The organism is Acinetobacter sp. CAU_H_56 (assembly GCF_058599425.1).
On record NZ_CM178654.1, the window covers coordinates 2,454,008 to 2,471,114 of the forward strand.

The window sequence follows — 17,107 nt, forward strand, 5'->3', positions numbered from 1 at the left end:
TGCCAGTTTTTATTTTACTCGAAATCAGAACTGCTCAACAGCTCTTAGGAGGAGGATAATTTCATCAAAACAAGTCCGGAAATAATCAGCACCGCAGCCAGCATACGCATAGCAGAAGCAGGTTCACCTAAAACTATAACACCGACCAGAAATGAGCCAACTGCGCCAATGCCCGTCCAAATGGTATAGGCAGTCCCTAAAGGCAAAGTACGCATGGCATAGGCCAACAATACAAAACTGAGCACCATAAAAACAATCGTAAAAATACTCGGCGTGAGTTTGGTAAAACCCTCTGAGAGCTTCATGGAATAGGCCCAGACAATCTCAAATAGCCCAGCAAATACAAGTATAATCCAGGCCATATTGCCTTCCTCCTGATTAACAGAGTCAGGCCGTCCTGACGATTTTTCTTGTTGAATATTATAAATTTAATCAACAAGGGAGGTCGTTCCTCCTAAAAAAATAAATATCTTATAAAACAGACGACAAAACCAAACTGCCGTTTACAAAATTTGACTGAATGAGAATTAACTTAACCATGTCTTACTCAAATGCTCAGGACAACTTGAAGATTTCAGCCTATCTTAAGGAACGCCAACATGGGACATCGTGTTATGGCATTACAGAGACTTGAGTAAGAAAAACAAACAAGGAATAAGTCCATATTATTAAGTTATGCACATGAATTAAATTTAAAAATAGCGTGGAGATCTTACACAATGAAACACAGAACTAAGACCCATTGATCACTTTTTGTTTGGCTTGATTATTAACCTTTGATGAATAAACGATCACTAAAATCAAGGGCTGACATATATAAAAAGAACTCCAATTGAGTTCTTTTTATACAAATTTTGTCTAAGATGCAATCAATCAAGCTACAAACGATTACAAAATATGCAACATATCCATATGGTTATCAACATAGATATCTACACACTTATCCATAAAGTTATCCACAGATTTATGCACCTTAAACATTTTAGAGATTAAAGCTGGATTTGACCGACTTTAGCCAGCTCACTACGCATTTCATCAATCACAGCTTTATAATCCGGCTTGCCAAAAATCGCTGAACCAGCCACAAACATATCTGCACCAGCTTCTGCAATTTCACGAATATTTGCTGGTCCTACACCGCCATCTACTTCTAAACGGATATCACGACCTGAAGCATCAATGATCTTGCGCGCTTGACGTAATTTATCCAAAGTCATTGGAATGAATTTCTGTCCGCCAAAGCCAGGGTTCACACTCATTAGAAGTACCTGATCTACCTTATCCAGTACATAGTCCAGATAATGCAATGGTGTCGCTGGATTAAATACCAGACCGGCTTTAGCACCACCCGATTTGATCAACTGTAAAGAACGGTCAATATGATCAGATGCTTCCGGATGAAACGTAATAATATCTGCGCCTGCTTCCAGAAAGTCACCAATCATGCGATCTACAGGTTTCACCATAAGATGTACATCAATAGGTGCCTGAATACCATATTTTTTCAATGCCTTACATACACCTGCGCCAAAGGTTAAATTGGGTACATAGTGATTATCCATAACATCGAAATGCACAACGTCTGCACCGGCCTGAAGTACATTTTCAACTTCTTCACCTAAACGGGCAAAGTCGGCAGACAAAATAGAAGGTGCAATTAAATAAGGCTTGGACATGAAAGGACCTGGCTAACTGAAATTGGATTTTTCTCATTATATCAAATCCAGTCCTGCTACTGTGACTTGGATGTTATGTGAATACAATGCTATGTAACGCTGGACAGCTTCTGTGCCCAATATTTCTTGGCCTGGATAAAAATGAAGATAATTGATGGACTCAGGAAAACTCGCATCTCCATCAACAAAAAATCGAGGCTAAGCACGCCTCGATCATCAGAATATAGAGATATGAGTTGTTGCACTCAATATCAGGGCTAAACAGGTTGACTCATTTTTTCTTCAAATGCATGAATCCGTTCAATTCTTTTGTCCAGTTCAGGGTGCGATTCGAGATATTTTTTGAGTTTTCCCATCAAACGCAACCATTTCAGCTCAGACTCTGTGATTTGTCTTTCTTTTCCATCAATATTCAGGGTAAAGTTTTTCATTTTTATCGTTTTATTCTGCTCTGCCAGGATTCTAGCATTTTCAACCCGCTGCAAAAAGTTCGACAAATGGATACTGGAGATCTGCTGTTGATGTAAATGTTGCATGGCATAATCATCCGCAGCAAGTTCAAGCGCCTGTGAATATCCCGCATCGGCGAGTACCGCTATAGATGCCGCCACGACATCACTTAAATCTCCTGTTACCAAGGCAAATAGTCCTGCTGCGCCCAGGTTGGAAATCACTTTTTGCATGCTATGTTTTTGCACCAGATGACCTTGTTCATGCGCCAGTACTGCAAGGACTTCTTCATCTGCGCCGCTGAGCTTGACCAATTCATCGGTGACAATAATAGTATTGTTCGGAATTGCAGCTGCATTAAGTCCCATAGTTTCTCCGCCTTGACGGAAAATAATCTTAGCGGGTTTCCCTACTGCAATTTTTTGTTCGTACAATTTTTTTAGACGTGCTTGATACTTTGCGGAGAGCTTGGATGGCTCAGTTTGCTCAATTAATTTCTGCTCAGTTTGATTTCCTACCTCGATCAAGGTCTGTTCGGGAAGTAATTGAGCGAGCTGCTGGGCGGTATAAGGAATTCCCCATTTAAGGATAAAAATTACCGCACATATCACGATAATCATCGAGAAGAAAATCAGGAGTGGAGAACGTTCAAATTTCCATATGGCATGATAGATTTCTTTGGATTTAATCTTCAGCCAATGCGGCGCTTTGGTTAAAAATTCAATCCGACGATCTTCAGGTAATTCGATAATCGGTTTACGTCCCCCGACCCCGCCAATATACGCCATATCAGGATAACTAAAATAAAAGTCAGCTTCACTCACTTGCTTGGGTGTTTCTTCACTGAGTTTCAAGGCAATCCCGCGTTGCTGATCAGGGACAATCCATGCACGCTGGGCTTCAGCCAAAACCCCATCATAAAATCTGACTTCAACAGGTCGCTTCATCCTACTTGCCCCCTATAACGATGCATCGAAATCAAAGATATCCAGTACCTCATCGGCTATAGCACTTGGATCACGCTGCAAGATATTTTTTAGATTAGTTTCGTCCTCTGCCAGATAGAGTTCCAGGTTAGCCAATTGATATTCATATAAACGGATGCTCGCCCAAGGGGTCATGAGTCCCAAACTGAGTGCACGCACAATCCAGTTACTCAGTACAATCCAGCTATAACGCCATGTCGTTACCCGAGTTTTAAAGTAGCTTTGACCAAGCTCTACATAATTCCAAGTGTACATATATAAACGTGCAGAGATTATCGGCCAGACCAAGGCCAGACAAAACAAATAGCTCAATACAACACCTAAGGTAAACAAGTTTGTACCGATCAAATCGACCCAGTAAACGATTGCTGCGCTCCATGCGATACCAATCAGCAGACACAGACATAAGGGGATATAGACTGCCGACATAAATTTAGGCCACTGAATTCCCAGCCTGAACTGAAGTTGTCCGATCGATAAATGATTAAAGCAGTAACGTTTGTATAGCCAGATCACCACTGGGCTGAAAAGAAACAGGGTAAAAATATTGATCAATATCGCGAGCCATAAGCCTCTATAGGCTTCCCGATTGCTTCCACAAAAATGAAACCGGACATTACCATATTTACTATTCCGGGCCTTAAATTTCAGAGTCATCCGAATTAACCAGGGTAGACAGATCGCAGCAATCAGAAATAATGAACTGGTGGCAAGAATGGAGTAATTGGTCAAGATCACTGTCACCACATACAGCTCTAATGCCAATAGACGACCTAGCAGAATTCGGCTTGGCATGGCGATGAAGTCAAAGCGATGTTTTAACAATTGGGTATTACCGTAGAAATAACGGATACGGCGTGCCTTTGCCCACGGGCTATACAAAGTAAGCGTAATGATAGTTAACATCAGATTCACCATCCAGATTCCAAAATATTCCGTGGCACTGCCATGAAATCGGAAGCTGTGTTTTTCTAATGAAGGTGATGGCTGGTCAATCTCTGGTTCAGGCTTATTGTGCATCGTGTTCTTAACTGCAACTGGTTCTACCTAATTTTTGAATAGCAACTTGTATGCCATTTTTATTATATTTATTTGATATTCATATAAAAAACTCCAAAAATATGACCTATTTTTGGAGTTTCATTGTACTTTTAAGTTTGCTTCGCTTTCGCTGCTTGGCTCATGGATTTAATTGCACGGCATGGAATTGTAGATGGTCATCTACAAAGCTTTGAATAAAATAGTAACCATGATCATAACCCTGATGTTCACGTAAGGTTAATTTCTGGTTCACGGCATCACAAGCTTGCTGAAATAAAGCCGGATTCAGCTGGCTATAGAACTGGTCAGAAAAGCCCTGATCAATCAGGATATCGCTAAACAGTGCACCTTTTTCCTGAACCAGCGCAGTTGCATCATGCTTCAACCATTCTTCGCGGTTTTCACCCAGATAATTCGAGAATGCCTTTTCACCCCATGGACATTGGCTTGGTGCACAAATCGGTGCGAATGCCGAAACTGAACAGAATTTTTCCGGGTATTTAAAAGCCAAAGTTAAAGCGCCATGTCCACCCATGGAATGACCGAAAATCCCAATCTTATCCGCCTGAACTACGAATTCTTCACACACCAGTTCATACAACTCATCGACGATAAAGCTTTCCATCTGATAATGTTCAGCCCACGGTGCTTGAGTGGCATTGATATAGAATCCGGCACCTTGCCCGATATCCCAGTGATCACCTTTGGCAACATCATCTCCACGTGGTGAAGTGTCAGGTGTAATCAGAATCAGGCCAAGCTGGGCCGCCAGACGCTGGGCATGTGCCTTGATCGCAAAAGTCTCTTCCGTACAGGTCAGGCCAGCTAAATAGAACAAAGCTGGACAATTCTGCCCTTCCAGAGCTTGTGGCGGCAGGAAGATTCCAAATCTGGTTGGCTTTTTTAATATTTTAGACTCAAAGCTATAAATCCGCTGTTCACCCTCAAAGCTTCGATTATTCTGTACCAGTTCCATCATCATTCCTTTTTCTATTTTCTAAAGTTGTAGATTGGTTTATGGAGTCAAAGCGACAGACGGAGATGCTGAAGTGGTCGTCGCTGGAGGGAAAAGACGCTGTTCCAGTTGTGGCAACATCAATTCCATGTTTTTGCCAATTACCCATTGTGGTTCTGACGGTTCAAATCCTTGAGCTGCTTCCCATTTAGCCACTGTAGTCTTGGCCTGCTCAAAAGAGGCTTTCAGGCTGTTATTTTCACGCATGGCCTCATCAAAGAAAGCACGGCCGAAATAAGTATAGTCAGCTTCGTTCGAACAACCGAATGACTGACGGTCAGCAGCAGAAGCAGTAATGATCAAGGTATTATCATTCTGCAGAGCCGAAGCAAAGCTTCCTGAAAAACAGGCGGAAATAACAATCACTCGCCAACGCACACCTGAGGCATCCAGAGTATCACGTAACCATTTTGGATCGACTGATGCCAGGTCTAGCGGTGCATTTTCCATTTCAAATTCATTTGGCAAGCCATGTGAGGTCATGTACAGGAACAGCACATCACTTTCCCGGTTCATCTGCTGACCAATACGGCGCAAGGCCAATTCCATGCTGGTTTTAGAAGCTAGTGGAATTTCAGTCCGTGTTGCCGGATGATTGACTAGCATAATCGAACGGCCGAAAGTCCCAAACCGGGTATCAAACTGTTTTTTAATCCGCTCTATTTCTGAATAGAACACATCCTGATAACTCGCACCAGCCACACCCATAAAGTACCAATGCGACTGTGCAAATTCGCCATATTCAATTGCATCCAACGCCTTGTTCAGTAAGATCGACTGAGCATAGAAAGCATCTTCAGCAAAACTTGGTGGAATTTCTTCAACTTTCCAGATGGGCTGATCTTTCACCGAAATCTGCCACACCACCAAAGTAAACAGGGTGGCCAGCATAATCAGTGCCCGTTCCCACCATGGCCATTTTAATTCACGTGAAATCACCCAGACCACAGCCAGACTTTGCCAGACAAACAGCATGACAAACAGGGTTGGAATATAAGCATAGAAAATATAAGGTAGATAATCCAGATCACCCAGATACTGGATCAGGCTCTGAAACAGCATGATATGTGTATCCAGCACTAGCCAGAGTAATGCAGGTACCAGCATCAGACGAGGATTATTCACCCGTTGGGACAAAAAGATCCCGACAATCAAGGCAATAAAGGGCCAAAGCGCATAACTGATCAGACCTTGAGAGTTGAAATCTCCCATACGGCCAGAACTGAGCCAGCTAAAGAGACTGTTAGCACAGCCGCCCAAAATGCCCCAGAATACCAGTTGCAGAATAGAGGGACGCACCAGTTGCAGCGAACGCCGAGATCCCAGAAATAACCACATCCCGGCAATTTGGTTGCTTTTAAAATCGTGCCAAAAATTGATGGAGGGTTTAAAGTCGATCATATGATTTCAGGGAGATGAGTGGCTCGCTAATGTGCCCAATAAGTTTATGCTTGATATAAGTTTTATCAATGCCAATTTTTAAATATATAACAAATCCTTGATCTATTTTGAAGCAATTCTCATATTAAGTAACCAGTTCATGCTGAAAATAGGCATCAAAACGGCAAGCATCACCAGACCATTGATGATTTGGCTCTTTTTCAGCTAAAAATACAGCCAGACGAGGACGTTTCACTACCACCCGCTTGCCAATTTTTTGTGCCAATTCTAAGAGATTATCTCCCAGATCCATTTCACCATCTTCCGGTAAAAGCAGATGTAATAATTGCATTTGTTTTTTCACCTGTGCCTGCTTTTTTGGTGCCTGCTGATTCTGGTCGCGTTGTGGAAACATCGGGTCCAGATAAACTACATCGACGACTGCATTCTGCTCAGCTTGTAATTTTAGATAATCCGCAGAATCGGAAAAAACCAGATGAATCCGGTTAACCACCGGACCTAGAAAAGCATTATTTTGGGCTCGACTATGACTGTCTTCAAGTAGGGTAAATAAAATAGGATGTCGTTCGACCAAGGTCACCTGAGCACCCAAATGTGCCATCAACAGACTGTCATGACCTAGACCAGCTGTCGCATCGATAAGAGTCGGCTTTTCTCCGAGGTTACAAGCACGAGCAATCATTTCCGATTTTAAAGAGGCACGTTTTAAGCGCCCTACTTCTGCTTGCCAATCTGGTTGCATTTTCATGCCATTGGCACAGAGCCATAGGCCGTCAGCATCAACACACAGTGCCAGTTCGGGATGTAAACGCAAGAAACGTGCATTCAGCTTTTCAATAACCTCAATACTAACCTCTACACCACGAGAAGAAAGCACAGCCTCGAAGTGCTGTGCTTTCTCTTGATACTCAGATTCGGTATATAAGCGAATCGTGCTTACCATAGTCTCCAACCTGTAAAGGCAAATAATAAAATCAGTAAACCTGAGGCAATACGATACCAGGCAAAAATCATGAAATCACGTTTTGCCACATAGGCTACCAAGGCACGGATTAATAAAAGCGCCGAGATGAACGATACGATGATACCGACTGCCAGAACTGTCCAGTCTTCTGTGGTACTGTAAACATCATAGCTTTGATAAAGATCGAGCAGGCCTGCCCCGATAATAACCGGAATCCCCAAGAAGAATGAAAATTCAGTTGCAGCCTTACGTGATACTCCAAGGAACATTGCCCCGATAATGGTCGCGCCTGAACGTGAAGTTCCCGGTATTAGGGATAAGACCTGAATCAGACCGATCCAGATCGCATCTTTCACGGTTAGATCTTCAACTTCTTGGGCACGTACCTTAGGTGGATTCTTCTCAATCCAGATAATAATCAAACCACCAACGATCAAGCCAATGGCAATCGCAATATTATTGAATAGCAGCTCTTTTACGGTTTGTCCTAGGGTCAGGCCAATCAGCACAATGGGAATAGAGGCCAGAATCAGGCCAATCCCTAAACGGCGTCCTTGCGGTTCACCACTTACGATCCCGGTTGCTGCACCCCAAAGCCGTGCCCAATATTCATAAATAACCGCGGCAATTGCCCCCATCTGAATTGCGACGACAAAAACATCACTTTTTTCTTTGGTCCAGAAATTCATTAATTCTGAAGCCAAAATCAGATGCCCAGTACTGGAAATAGGCAAAAACTCGGTAATACCTTCAACAATACCCATAATTGCTGCTTTCAGCAGCAGTAAAAGATCCATGCTTAATCCTGATTAATTATGCTTTGCCTTGTTCTGGAATTTTTTTCCATGCGTTATCACGTAAATATACCGGAAGTGCCAATTCTGCACTGACCCAATTTTCTGTTTTTGCTGCTGCACGCGCTATCACGGCAATATCCTGCGCTGTTGCACTGACATTTTTATATTCGGATGCTGTTTCTTGAACTAGATTGGCACCTGAACCCACCACAGTAAATTTGACTGCCTCGGCACCTTGTTCATAACTCAAAAGCTGTTCTTCATCAACAGCCTGCATAATCCCTTGAGCATCTAACTGATAACTGGCCACGTAGACTTCATTCATCCGTGCATCCAGTACTGCAGTTACTGCAGTTAAACCATGCAAACGATATGCCGCTTGTGCCAAAGCTTGTAAAGTGGATACCGGAATTACAGGCAGATCATTTGACCAAGCCAAAGCTTGGGTCACAGCCGCATTGATACGAACACCACTAAACGATCCCGGGCCACGACTAAAGGCAATCGCTGTCAAATCAGACACAGCCCAGCCCAGATCATTGAGACCTTGTTCAATCATTGGGAGAATGGTTTGCGTTTGTGCCTTGGCGCGCGCATCAAGCTGAAAAAATAGTTCTTGAGTATCATCGATCACAGAAACGGAACACTGCTCATTGGCAGTCTCCAATGCCAGCACTTTCATGCACAACCTTAATTCAGAGAATATAAAAAACGTCGAATATAATACTCCACTCATATCTTCTAGGCGAGATTTTCCCAAGCCAGATACAAAAATGCCTAGAAAATTCTAGGCTTAACTGAGGACTTTATTCAGATAACAGCCTAAAGCTGTACTTCTTCCAGGTCCTGAAATTTCTGGAAATGTTCGGCATAGTGCATGGCACTCATTTTCAGTTTTTGAATACTGGCTTCATCTAAAGTTTTCACGACTTTGCCTGGTGAGCCCATCACCACCGAATTATCAGGAATCACCTTCCCTTCTGGAATCAGGGCATTGGCACCAATAATACAATTCTTACCAATCACGGCATGATTCAAAATCACCGCTTGAATCCCAATCAGGCTATTATCGCCAATAGTACAGCCATGCAGCATGGCCTGATGGCCAATAGTCACATAATTCCCGATATTCATTTCAATCCCAGCATCGGTATGTAGCACGGAATTCTCCTGAACATTGGTGAAGTCACCTAAACGGATTTTGCTGTTATCTGCACGAACGACGGCGCCAAACCAGACACTCACCTGCTTGCCTAATTCAACCTGTCCAATGACCGTCGCTGTAGGTGCCACCCAACCATCCCATGGCTGATGCGTTGCTTTTGGTGTATGTCCCTGAAACTGATATAACATGGCTGAAATCCTGTTCAACGGTTAAAAAATTTTGAGCGTTTAAACGCAGGTGAGTTAAGTAAAAATGGCCAGTCTTTTTTATAGTCAAGCCCGTACTGAAATAGTGAGATCAGCATACGTGCGGTCAGTCCCCAGACAATCTCATTTTCCACCCGCATACTTGGAAAATATAAAGACTGTTGGGCAAACCGTACTTCATAAGGCATCGGCTGGGCTTCCAACAAATGCTGTAAGGAAGCAAAGAAAATCCGGTCAATTTCCGTCGGCTGAGGAATGAGTTGAATGGTAGGCGGAATTATACCTACCACAGGTTTGACCAGCATTCCATTACGTGCCTTTTGCATCGGCAGATCCCCGATCAGATGCACATCAAATGGATTAAGCGCCGTTTCCTCATACGCCTCTCTCAAAGCCACTACAATATTACTGGTATCTTGCGGATCGCGTTTACCACCTGGAAAAGAGACTTCTCCTGCATGATTATTCATATAAGCTGAACGGCGTGTCAGCAAAACTTTGGGATCAGCTTCATCTGTGATCGCAATTAATACAGCAGCCTGTGCAGTTTGAATCCGTTTGGAAAATCGTAAATGTTTCTGCAAGCGTTGTATTAATCCCAGCTCATCCATTCATTCAGCTCCCTATGCGACTATAATTTCATCATAGCTGATTTTTGATTTGGCGGGATAGAAATGATGCCAAATTTTGATTTTTCAGTTATCCTGACCTTACTGTTATCATTGATGATGAATATGAACTTCTGTGTGAACTGTGGACATAAAACAACAGAGAAAATTCCTTTAGGCGATCAGAAGGTTCGCAAGGTTTGTACTACATGCGGATATATTCATTACATTAATCCAAAAGTGATTTGCGGTGCATTGGTGCTCTGGGAAGATAAAGTCCTGCTCTGCCGCCGTGCAATTGAACCACGTTATGGACTGTGGACTTTACCTGCCGGTTATATGGAACTGTTTGAAACCATGGAACAGGGCGCGGCACGTGAAACCCGTGAAGAAGCCGAAGCTGAAGTGGATATTGAACAGCTGTACTGCCTGTACAATATTCCGCGGATTGGCCAGATTTATGTCCTGTTCAAATCTCAACTGATTGATGGAAAATTTGGTGCAGGTGAAGAAACCATTGAAGCACGTTTATTTAACGAAGATGAAATTCCCTGGAGTGAACTGGCTTTCCCGAGTGTAGAGCATACGCTTCGTCATTATTTTGAAGACCGTAAAACCAATAACTTCCCGATGCACCTAGAGACCTTGGGAACCCGTTTGGATCACACAGGTTAAAATGTCTTTTTATAAAAAAGCCCATCATTTGATGGGCTTTTTTTTATTATTTGGTTTTGATGCTATAACAATCCGCTAATTTAAACGAAACACTTCCGCCACTTAGCTTGGCCAGATTGGTCTCCTCCGTCGTTTCATCAGTATTATTGTTGTTATAGATTTTCTGGAAGCTGGCATAAGTATTCGCCCAACCTACGCTTTCTCCAGCTGAGTTGGTAAAGCCCACACGACTGGTTCCATTCAGTACATTAGATAAATTGAGTAATGCTCCACCAATCACAATCTTATCATCTGTATTGGTTGAAGCCTGAATAGTGGAGTTCATACCTACCAAGGCACCATTTAATGAACCAAATACAGGATCAGCGAAGACCAGTCGCATAGATACTGTTTTTTCATCTATAAATGCACGGCCTAATGTACCCAGACGATATTGTTGAACGCCGTTATTGTCTTTAAGTCCAGCCGGTAAGATATCTCCCTGGCAACCATTAATACTATCAGTTGTAAGATTGCTCGCGGACTGCATATTGGTACGCACATCACCATTACTATCAATCACAACACCCACTGTAACAGGGCTAATTGAGTTTTCGCTAAATTTAAACTCCATGTTGCCATACATTGGGAAAATATATTCTTCACCTGGCTCTACATTTTCAGCTGTTCTAAAGACTTGACGATCCAGATAGCTAATCGGGAAAATTTTATAAAGATCAATTGAGCCACTATAGTTGTCATCATCGGCATTAAAACGCCATAAGCCAAGACTGGCACGATCAGCATCGCTGAGTTCAGTTTTACCTGTGGCCATCTTATAAAATGCTTCTTTACCAGCAATCACATAATCGCTCAGCAAACGGCCTTGGTAAATTTCTAATGGATTGCTGTTGTTAGCCACATTCATTTTATATGGTGCATTTGATGAAAGCATTCTCGTGGCAGGGCTAATCCAGCTGGTTTGCGGTACTGCAGTAATTTGCTGTGGTTTGACCTTACGGATCAATTCCGCATTAATGCCACCCAAAGATCCCAGATTATTGGAGCCCAGTTTTAGCTGAGTATCACGCCACTGTAGTCCACTACCGAAGGTATAACCTTGGCGGTCTGTAATCAGGATAAAATGTCCAAATAAATATTTAGTCGTTTTATCTTTAATGTCACATACAGATTTATTACAACCCGCCAGACCATCGGAACCAGTCAAGTTACTGCTAATAATGCCTGAGGTTGAGAACAGAGAAAATTCTGGTTGATATACTGCTGCACTGGCAATATTGGCCAGTTTTTTTACGACTTCAAAGGCCTGATCATCACTAATCTGGCTAATATCAATAAAAGGTTTAAGGGTTTCTGCTAAATTTGCATCTGTCAGGCTGATATCTTTATTAATTTTGCCCAGATTCTTTCGCATATCCTCTGTGATATACAAGGGCTGTACATCTGTCGGATTATAGATACGACCTTTTTCCAGTGCCAAGGTCTGCCAGATTTTGACCAGTTTCATCGCCACCTGTACGGTTGGATCTGTCTGTTCGATTCTGGCAATGTTACGACCAGTAATCCCCTTGGCAATATCAAGTACACTGAGTCGGGGTAATTGGCTCGATGTACTGAGGTTCATATATTCTGAAAGCTTTACAGTACCCAATTTGATTTTGGTATCACTAAAACTTTTTAGATAAAATTCAATACTATCTGCTTTTTGACAAGTACCTGACGCCACCCCATCATTTTGGTCAAATAAAGTAATAAAGGTATTTTCTTTATCACCACTACAATTAAAGTTAAGACCATCAATTGGATATTCAAGCCCCCATTCCAGACAATTCGTTGCAGTAGCAGAGCAGGAACCGTTCGTGGTGGCTTCATCATTTTGTTCTGGTATGACATTCGCACTTTCACCTCCGCATCCGCTGAGGGCGGCAAATAAAGCAGTGAAAGCAAATGGATATAATATTTTATTTTTCATCTTATTCTACTCGAATCGTCCTTATCGAATGGCGACTAGTTTTAGTTGTCCATAATTTGTCAGCATCTTGTCTTCAACATCTATGGCTGAAGCGAGTGGGGTCATTAATACATATTGGCTTTGCGCAGGAATCTGAATAATTCCCTGTATCTTCTCATGTTGAATAATATTGGCTTGTGCTTCCTGATTTTTAAAACCGCCCGCCCCTTCTAAAACACAGCCTCGTTCATCCAGAAATACAACAAATGGCCAGTAATAGGCAGGATTATTCTGACGGGAAGCATAAGACTGAATCTGAATATTTTTAATATCAGATTTTAGCTTCACAATTTCATAATCAAACTCATCTGATTTCAGCGGTGCCCGTGGCCACAGATTAATGGATTTACCTGCACTAATCTCTTTCGCATTCTTAACTTTTTTATCTTTAAAACACTGCTTACCTAAGCTTTCTACAGATTCAGGCTGAGAAATACGGTAGTAGGTTTGGGCCAGTACAACAGGACCAGAATCTATGACAGGTTGTTGAAACAAGGATTTTATAATCGACTGTCCAACTCCTTTTTCACGCTCAATCGTCTGTACACGTGTTGACCCAATATTTTTATCAACTATCCCTTCAGGCATACTATAGAAACGTTTTTTACCTTCCAGATTAAATTCTTTATTTTCCAGATATTCACTATCCACATATTCCACCCCTTCAATCTGACTGAAACCCTGTTTTTGAACAGGATCAGGTACTGCCTGAATGACAGGCTCAGAGGTTTGAGGCTGTGTCACTCGTGGTAAGTGTTGCGGTAATCTAGACTCAACGTGCCTAACTGGTTGTACTGGTTGTACTGGTTGTACTGGTTGTACTGGTTGTACTGGTTGTACTGGTTGTACTGGTTGTACTGGTTGTACAACCATATTATTTTTTTGCTGAACTGTTGCCACACTTTTTTCGACTATCTTTGGCTCGGATTTTTTTAGATCCTGTACAGTAGATGTAACGGGTGTAGTCAATTTTTTCGAAGTAGTGGCCGCTTGGTTTTTTGTTGTTTCTTTCTGCCCATTATTTTGACGTGGCACAACTAGAGGTCGCCCATCTGGTCCAATGATCGTAATAAACTCTCTGGCATCTGTATAAAAAGACCATGGTACCAGACTTAATGCCAGTACCATTTTTATCCCTAAGTTCCCTGTTCTGATCATTTCTTCCTTACCAACGCGTGCGATAGTTCAAACCTAAAATTGTGATCTTGGTATCTGTTTTGACATTCAAGCCTGCATATGGATTCAGTAACAGGTTATTTACCCCAGTCTGGTTCGCCAAACTACTGGTATTTGCTGGAATATTATCTTTACTGCGTAAGAAACCAATAGATAGATCCAGATCCGTATCTGCGTCAAAACGGTAGCCTACTCCTAAACCAAATAGCTGTGCACCATTAATCGGTACCATGGTATTGCGTTTATCTTTTGGAATGGCACTGGTACGTGGTTCATAACCAGCACGAAGTTTCAGTCGGTCCGTTGCTGAATACTCTACTCCGATCCCGAAGTTCCATGGCGACTCAAACCCAAGCGGTAATGCAAGTGAAGAATCCGTTACATTGGCAGATAACAGTTTGGCAATCTTCAAGGCAGAAAGGGTGCGGTCGAACTCAAACTTGAATTGGTCCCAAGCAGCATAATCTGTCCAGCCAATATCAAAATTGACCTGCAAATCCGGCATCACCTTATATTTGATCCCCGCCTGAAAGTGAGCTGGGTATTCGAAATCCATGGAAACCAGACCCGATTCACTTGAAGGGATATAATTTGGAAAACCAAGAATTGCAGCTAAAATCTGGCCAGTTGGGGAGGTCATCAGACCTTTAATCATTTCCTGTGGTGCTTTGGCATTATCGATATGATATTTACCTTTTAAGCGCATTTTGGCAGCACTCTGATAAACCATACCAAAACTGAAATCTTCAGTGGGCTCCCATAGAACACCCAGGTTATAGCTTGGACTTAAATTTTGTTCTAATGAAAGTTGCATTTGGCCAAATTTGCCAAATGGGTTCATTCCTTCATCAGCATTACAGATCCCGAGCAACAAAATATCAGTAATGATGTCAGAATTTTCTTTAAATGGTGTACATACGACTTCATCAATCATACGCAACATGCCAATCAGCTCATTGGGAAAACGTAAATCTGTTTTCATAGCAATGGCTTGATAAGACATCCCGATTGAAGCACCAATCGAAAGCTGGTCGTTGACTTCATAACCAATTGATGGAGATAAATATGTAATCCGCTCTAAAGCAACCTGTTGTCCCATAAAATTGGCAGGATTACCATCCTCATGGCCAAAACCTGCCACTAGTGGTGCATAGACTGCAGTTGCATAAGTTGCTTTAGAGCCTGGTGGTTTATAAGAAACCCCCATAGTAGGTGCTGCCATCGGAAGGCCTTCACCCAAATCCACCATTTTTTTCAGAATAGGTACGTAGAGGCTGACATACTCTACATCACCCTTCACTGGACCTTTAAAATCTGTACATAAATCAGAAGATACTTCAGGCCCATCATTACAGACCATTGGATCATCTGAATAACCAAAAACGTTATATCCAGCAGGAACAGTAAATTCACGCTGAATATCAAAGTTCGCAACAATAATTTGCTGTTCGGTTTGTAAGCCTTCAATTTTAGCCAATGCAGCCGGGTTAAAGTGAATTGCATTCACTCCTGGCGGATCTGCAGTAACTGCGTTCCCCATAGACAATGCACGCAGGTCAACAGAAAGGTTGGTACCTAATTGTGCAAAGGTATAACTTGAACAGCCCGCAAGAATAATTCCTGTTAATAACGGGCTAAGTCGAATGTTTTTCATACGACACCCCTATTAACTGAATTTCTTACCGAAACCTAAAATATCAAGTGGGAATGAAAGTCCCAGTGAAACATCTGGTGCATCTTCGGTCAGCCCCAATCCGACCGTACCATTTACAATGGTTTCTGGGGATACACGCACCCCTAAAGAAATCGCAAAAGTAGAACTAGTCTGATCAGCGGCTGAATAGCTTTCACCCGTGTGATACTTAAATTCTGCACCAGTGTTAAAGCTTTGCTGATAAGACATGGTCATGGAAACGTCATAGTTAAATGAATAAGCGAAACCGAAAGCAAAACCACCACTAATCCCTGGTTCAAACTCTTCAATAATTCGTGTACCGCGACGCTGATCTAAGCCAGATTCCTTAAACCCATAATTTGCAGAAACAGAGGCAAATAGTACCACTGGATCAATATATTTACGTGTACTCGCCCCTACACCCGCTGAGTAATACCCCTTACCTGCAGCCAGATCTTTTGCTGCATTAATTTCATATGGGCTATCACCTGTTTTAGTCGACAAATTGGCAAATAAAATAAGTGGTAAACGACCTGCTTTTAAAGGGAATGGCTCCCAACGCGCACCTAGACTAATATCCCCTAATCCTGCTGTAGAGGTATCTTTTAATAAATCTGTTTTAGCCACCAAAGGTAAGGAAGCTGTTAAGGTCAGGTTATCTTTCACCCCGTACTGAAAAGTGAAAGTATTGGTCAGGCTATGTGTTGCATTTTCCTGAACACGGAGCTGATACAACTGGCCCTGTGCCATTTCCATATCGAGTTGTGTATCTCGATAATAGGTATAATCAATATCATAATAGGATGAAATTTCGCCTTGTTTAATAAGTGAGTATTGACGCTCATTTGAAGTAAATACTTCTTCTAGACTTGCTTCCTGAGTAGCATCTCCTTCTTTTTTCTGTAAGGCTTGAGATGCATCTACTGCTTGAGTGGCTGGAGCTTCAGCAGGTGCAGCTGTTTCAACAACAGCTTCTTCCTGAACAGTTTCATATCCTCCCAGTTCAGGCTCTGCTACAGCTTCCTCCTGAACTGTTTCATACCCCCCAAGTTCAGGTTCTTCTACAGCTTGAGTTGCTGCTGGTTCAGGCTGAATATCAACGGATGCAGCAGTCTCGACTACTTCTTCCTCAACCGTTTCATACTCACCCAGTTCAGGCTCATCCGCAGCCCATGCCACTCCCATGACCATCTGAATGCTGAGCGCCAAGAATGTCTTGTTCATCCATTTACTGTTCATATCCATTTCACCATTTTTAATT

Annotated in this window: 16 protein-coding genes; 1 reads left to right on the forward strand and 15 read right to left on the reverse strand. The window is 42.3% G+C overall.

The window, feature by feature from the left end; genetic code table 11:
* Positions 1-44: 44 nt before the first annotated feature.
* From sugE to AC4MCC_RS11660, 11 genes are all read right to left on the reverse strand, one after another.
* Positions 45-362: a quaternary ammonium compound efflux SMR transporter SugE gene (sugE, locus tag AC4MCC_RS11610; protein ID WP_034170625.1), complete on the reverse strand. Its 318-nt coding sequence runs from the start codon at positions 360-362 to the stop codon at positions 45-47.
* A gap of 627 nt (positions 363-989) precedes the next feature.
* Positions 990-1,676 carry a ribulose-phosphate 3-epimerase gene (gene rpe, locus AC4MCC_RS11615; protein WP_034170624.1) on the reverse strand — a complete coding sequence of 229 codons (687 nt, stop codon included), beginning with the start codon at positions 1,674-1,676 and terminating at the stop codon, positions 990-992.
* A 257-nt stretch (positions 1,677-1,933) separates the two neighbouring features.
* Positions 1,934-3,073, reverse strand: a complete 1,140-nt coding sequence (locus tag AC4MCC_RS11620; RefSeq protein ID WP_491885327.1) for a M48 family metallopeptidase — start codon at positions 3,071-3,073, stop codon at positions 1,934-1,936.
* Between the two features lie 12 nt (positions 3,074-3,085).
* Positions 3,086-4,132 carry a YjgN family protein gene (locus AC4MCC_RS11625; RefSeq protein ID WP_491885328.1) on the reverse strand — a complete coding sequence of 349 codons (1,047 nt, stop codon included), beginning with the start codon at positions 4,130-4,132 and terminating at the stop codon, positions 3,086-3,088.
* Between the two features lie 160 nt (positions 4,133-4,292).
* A complete protein-coding gene (gene fghA, locus AC4MCC_RS11630) occupies positions 4,293-5,129 on the reverse strand; it encodes an S-formylglutathione hydrolase (protein WP_005234179.1) in 837 nt (278 codons plus the stop codon).
* Between the two features lie 39 nt (positions 5,130-5,168).
* The gene (locus AC4MCC_RS11635) at positions 5,169-6,569 is read right to left on the reverse strand and encodes a C13 family peptidase (protein WP_491885329.1); all 1,401 of its coding nucleotides are present in this window, start codon (positions 6,567-6,569) and stop codon (positions 5,169-5,171) included.
* Between the two features lie 124 nt (positions 6,570-6,693).
* The gene (locus AC4MCC_RS11640) at positions 6,694-7,512 is read right to left on the reverse strand and encodes a class I SAM-dependent methyltransferase (protein WP_491885330.1); all 819 of its coding nucleotides are present in this window, start codon (positions 7,510-7,512) and stop codon (positions 6,694-6,696) included.
* Complete coding sequence (locus AC4MCC_RS11645; protein WP_180003084.1) at positions 7,506-8,330, reverse strand: undecaprenyl-diphosphate phosphatase; 825 nt, start codon at positions 8,328-8,330, stop codon at positions 7,506-7,508. The genes AC4MCC_RS11640 and AC4MCC_RS11645 overlap by 7 nt, the downstream gene beginning before the upstream one ends.
* A gap of 16 nt (positions 8,331-8,346) precedes the next feature.
* Entirely contained in the window at positions 8,347-9,012 is a 666-nt protein-coding gene (tsaB, locus tag AC4MCC_RS11650; RefSeq protein WP_034705728.1) for a tRNA (adenosine(37)-N6)-threonylcarbamoyltransferase complex dimerization subunit type 1 TsaB, read from the reverse strand.
* Positions 9,013-9,152: 140 nt separating this feature from the next.
* Entirely contained in the window at positions 9,153-9,683 is a 531-nt protein-coding gene (locus tag AC4MCC_RS11655) for a gamma carbonic anhydrase family protein (RefSeq protein WP_180105211.1), read from the reverse strand.
* Between the two features lie 14 nt (positions 9,684-9,697).
* The gene (locus tag AC4MCC_RS11660) at positions 9,698-10,312 is read right to left on the reverse strand and encodes a CoA pyrophosphatase (RefSeq protein ID WP_034705731.1); all 615 of its coding nucleotides are present in this window, start codon (positions 10,310-10,312) and stop codon (positions 9,698-9,700) included.
* A 123-nt stretch (positions 10,313-10,435) separates the two neighbouring features.
* Here AC4MCC_RS11660 and AC4MCC_RS11665 point away from each other — a divergent pair, with 123 nt between their 5' ends.
* Positions 10,436-10,984 carry an NUDIX hydrolase gene (locus AC4MCC_RS11665; RefSeq protein WP_180105221.1) on the forward strand — a complete coding sequence of 183 codons (549 nt, stop codon included), beginning with the start codon at positions 10,436-10,438 and terminating at the stop codon, positions 10,982-10,984.
* A gap of 46 nt (positions 10,985-11,030) precedes the next feature.
* Here AC4MCC_RS11665 and filF read toward each other — a convergent pair whose 3' ends face one another.
* From filF to filC, 4 genes are read right to left on the reverse strand one after another with little or no spacing between them, the layout of a single operon-like run.
* Positions 11,031-12,956 carry a putative pilus system protein FilF gene (gene filF / locus AC4MCC_RS11670; RefSeq protein ID WP_180105210.1) on the reverse strand — a complete coding sequence of 642 codons (1,926 nt, stop codon included), beginning with the start codon at positions 12,954-12,956 and terminating at the stop codon, positions 11,031-11,033.
* A gap of 21 nt (positions 12,957-12,977) precedes the next feature.
* Entirely contained in the window at positions 12,978-14,153 is a 1,176-nt protein-coding gene (gene filE / locus AC4MCC_RS11675; protein WP_491885331.1) for a putative pilus assembly protein FilE, read from the reverse strand.
* Between the two features lie 7 nt (positions 14,154-14,160).
* The gene (filD, locus tag AC4MCC_RS11680) at positions 14,161-15,825 is read right to left on the reverse strand and encodes a putative pilus system OmpP1/FadL family transporter FilD (RefSeq protein ID WP_180070423.1); all 1,665 of its coding nucleotides are present in this window, start codon (positions 15,823-15,825) and stop codon (positions 14,161-14,163) included.
* Positions 15,826-15,837: 12 nt separating this feature from the next.
* Complete coding sequence (gene filC, locus AC4MCC_RS11685; RefSeq protein WP_432211135.1) at positions 15,838-17,091, reverse strand: putative pilus system protein FilC; 1,254 nt, start codon at positions 17,089-17,091, stop codon at positions 15,838-15,840.
* Positions 17,092-17,107: the final 16 nt, after the last annotated feature.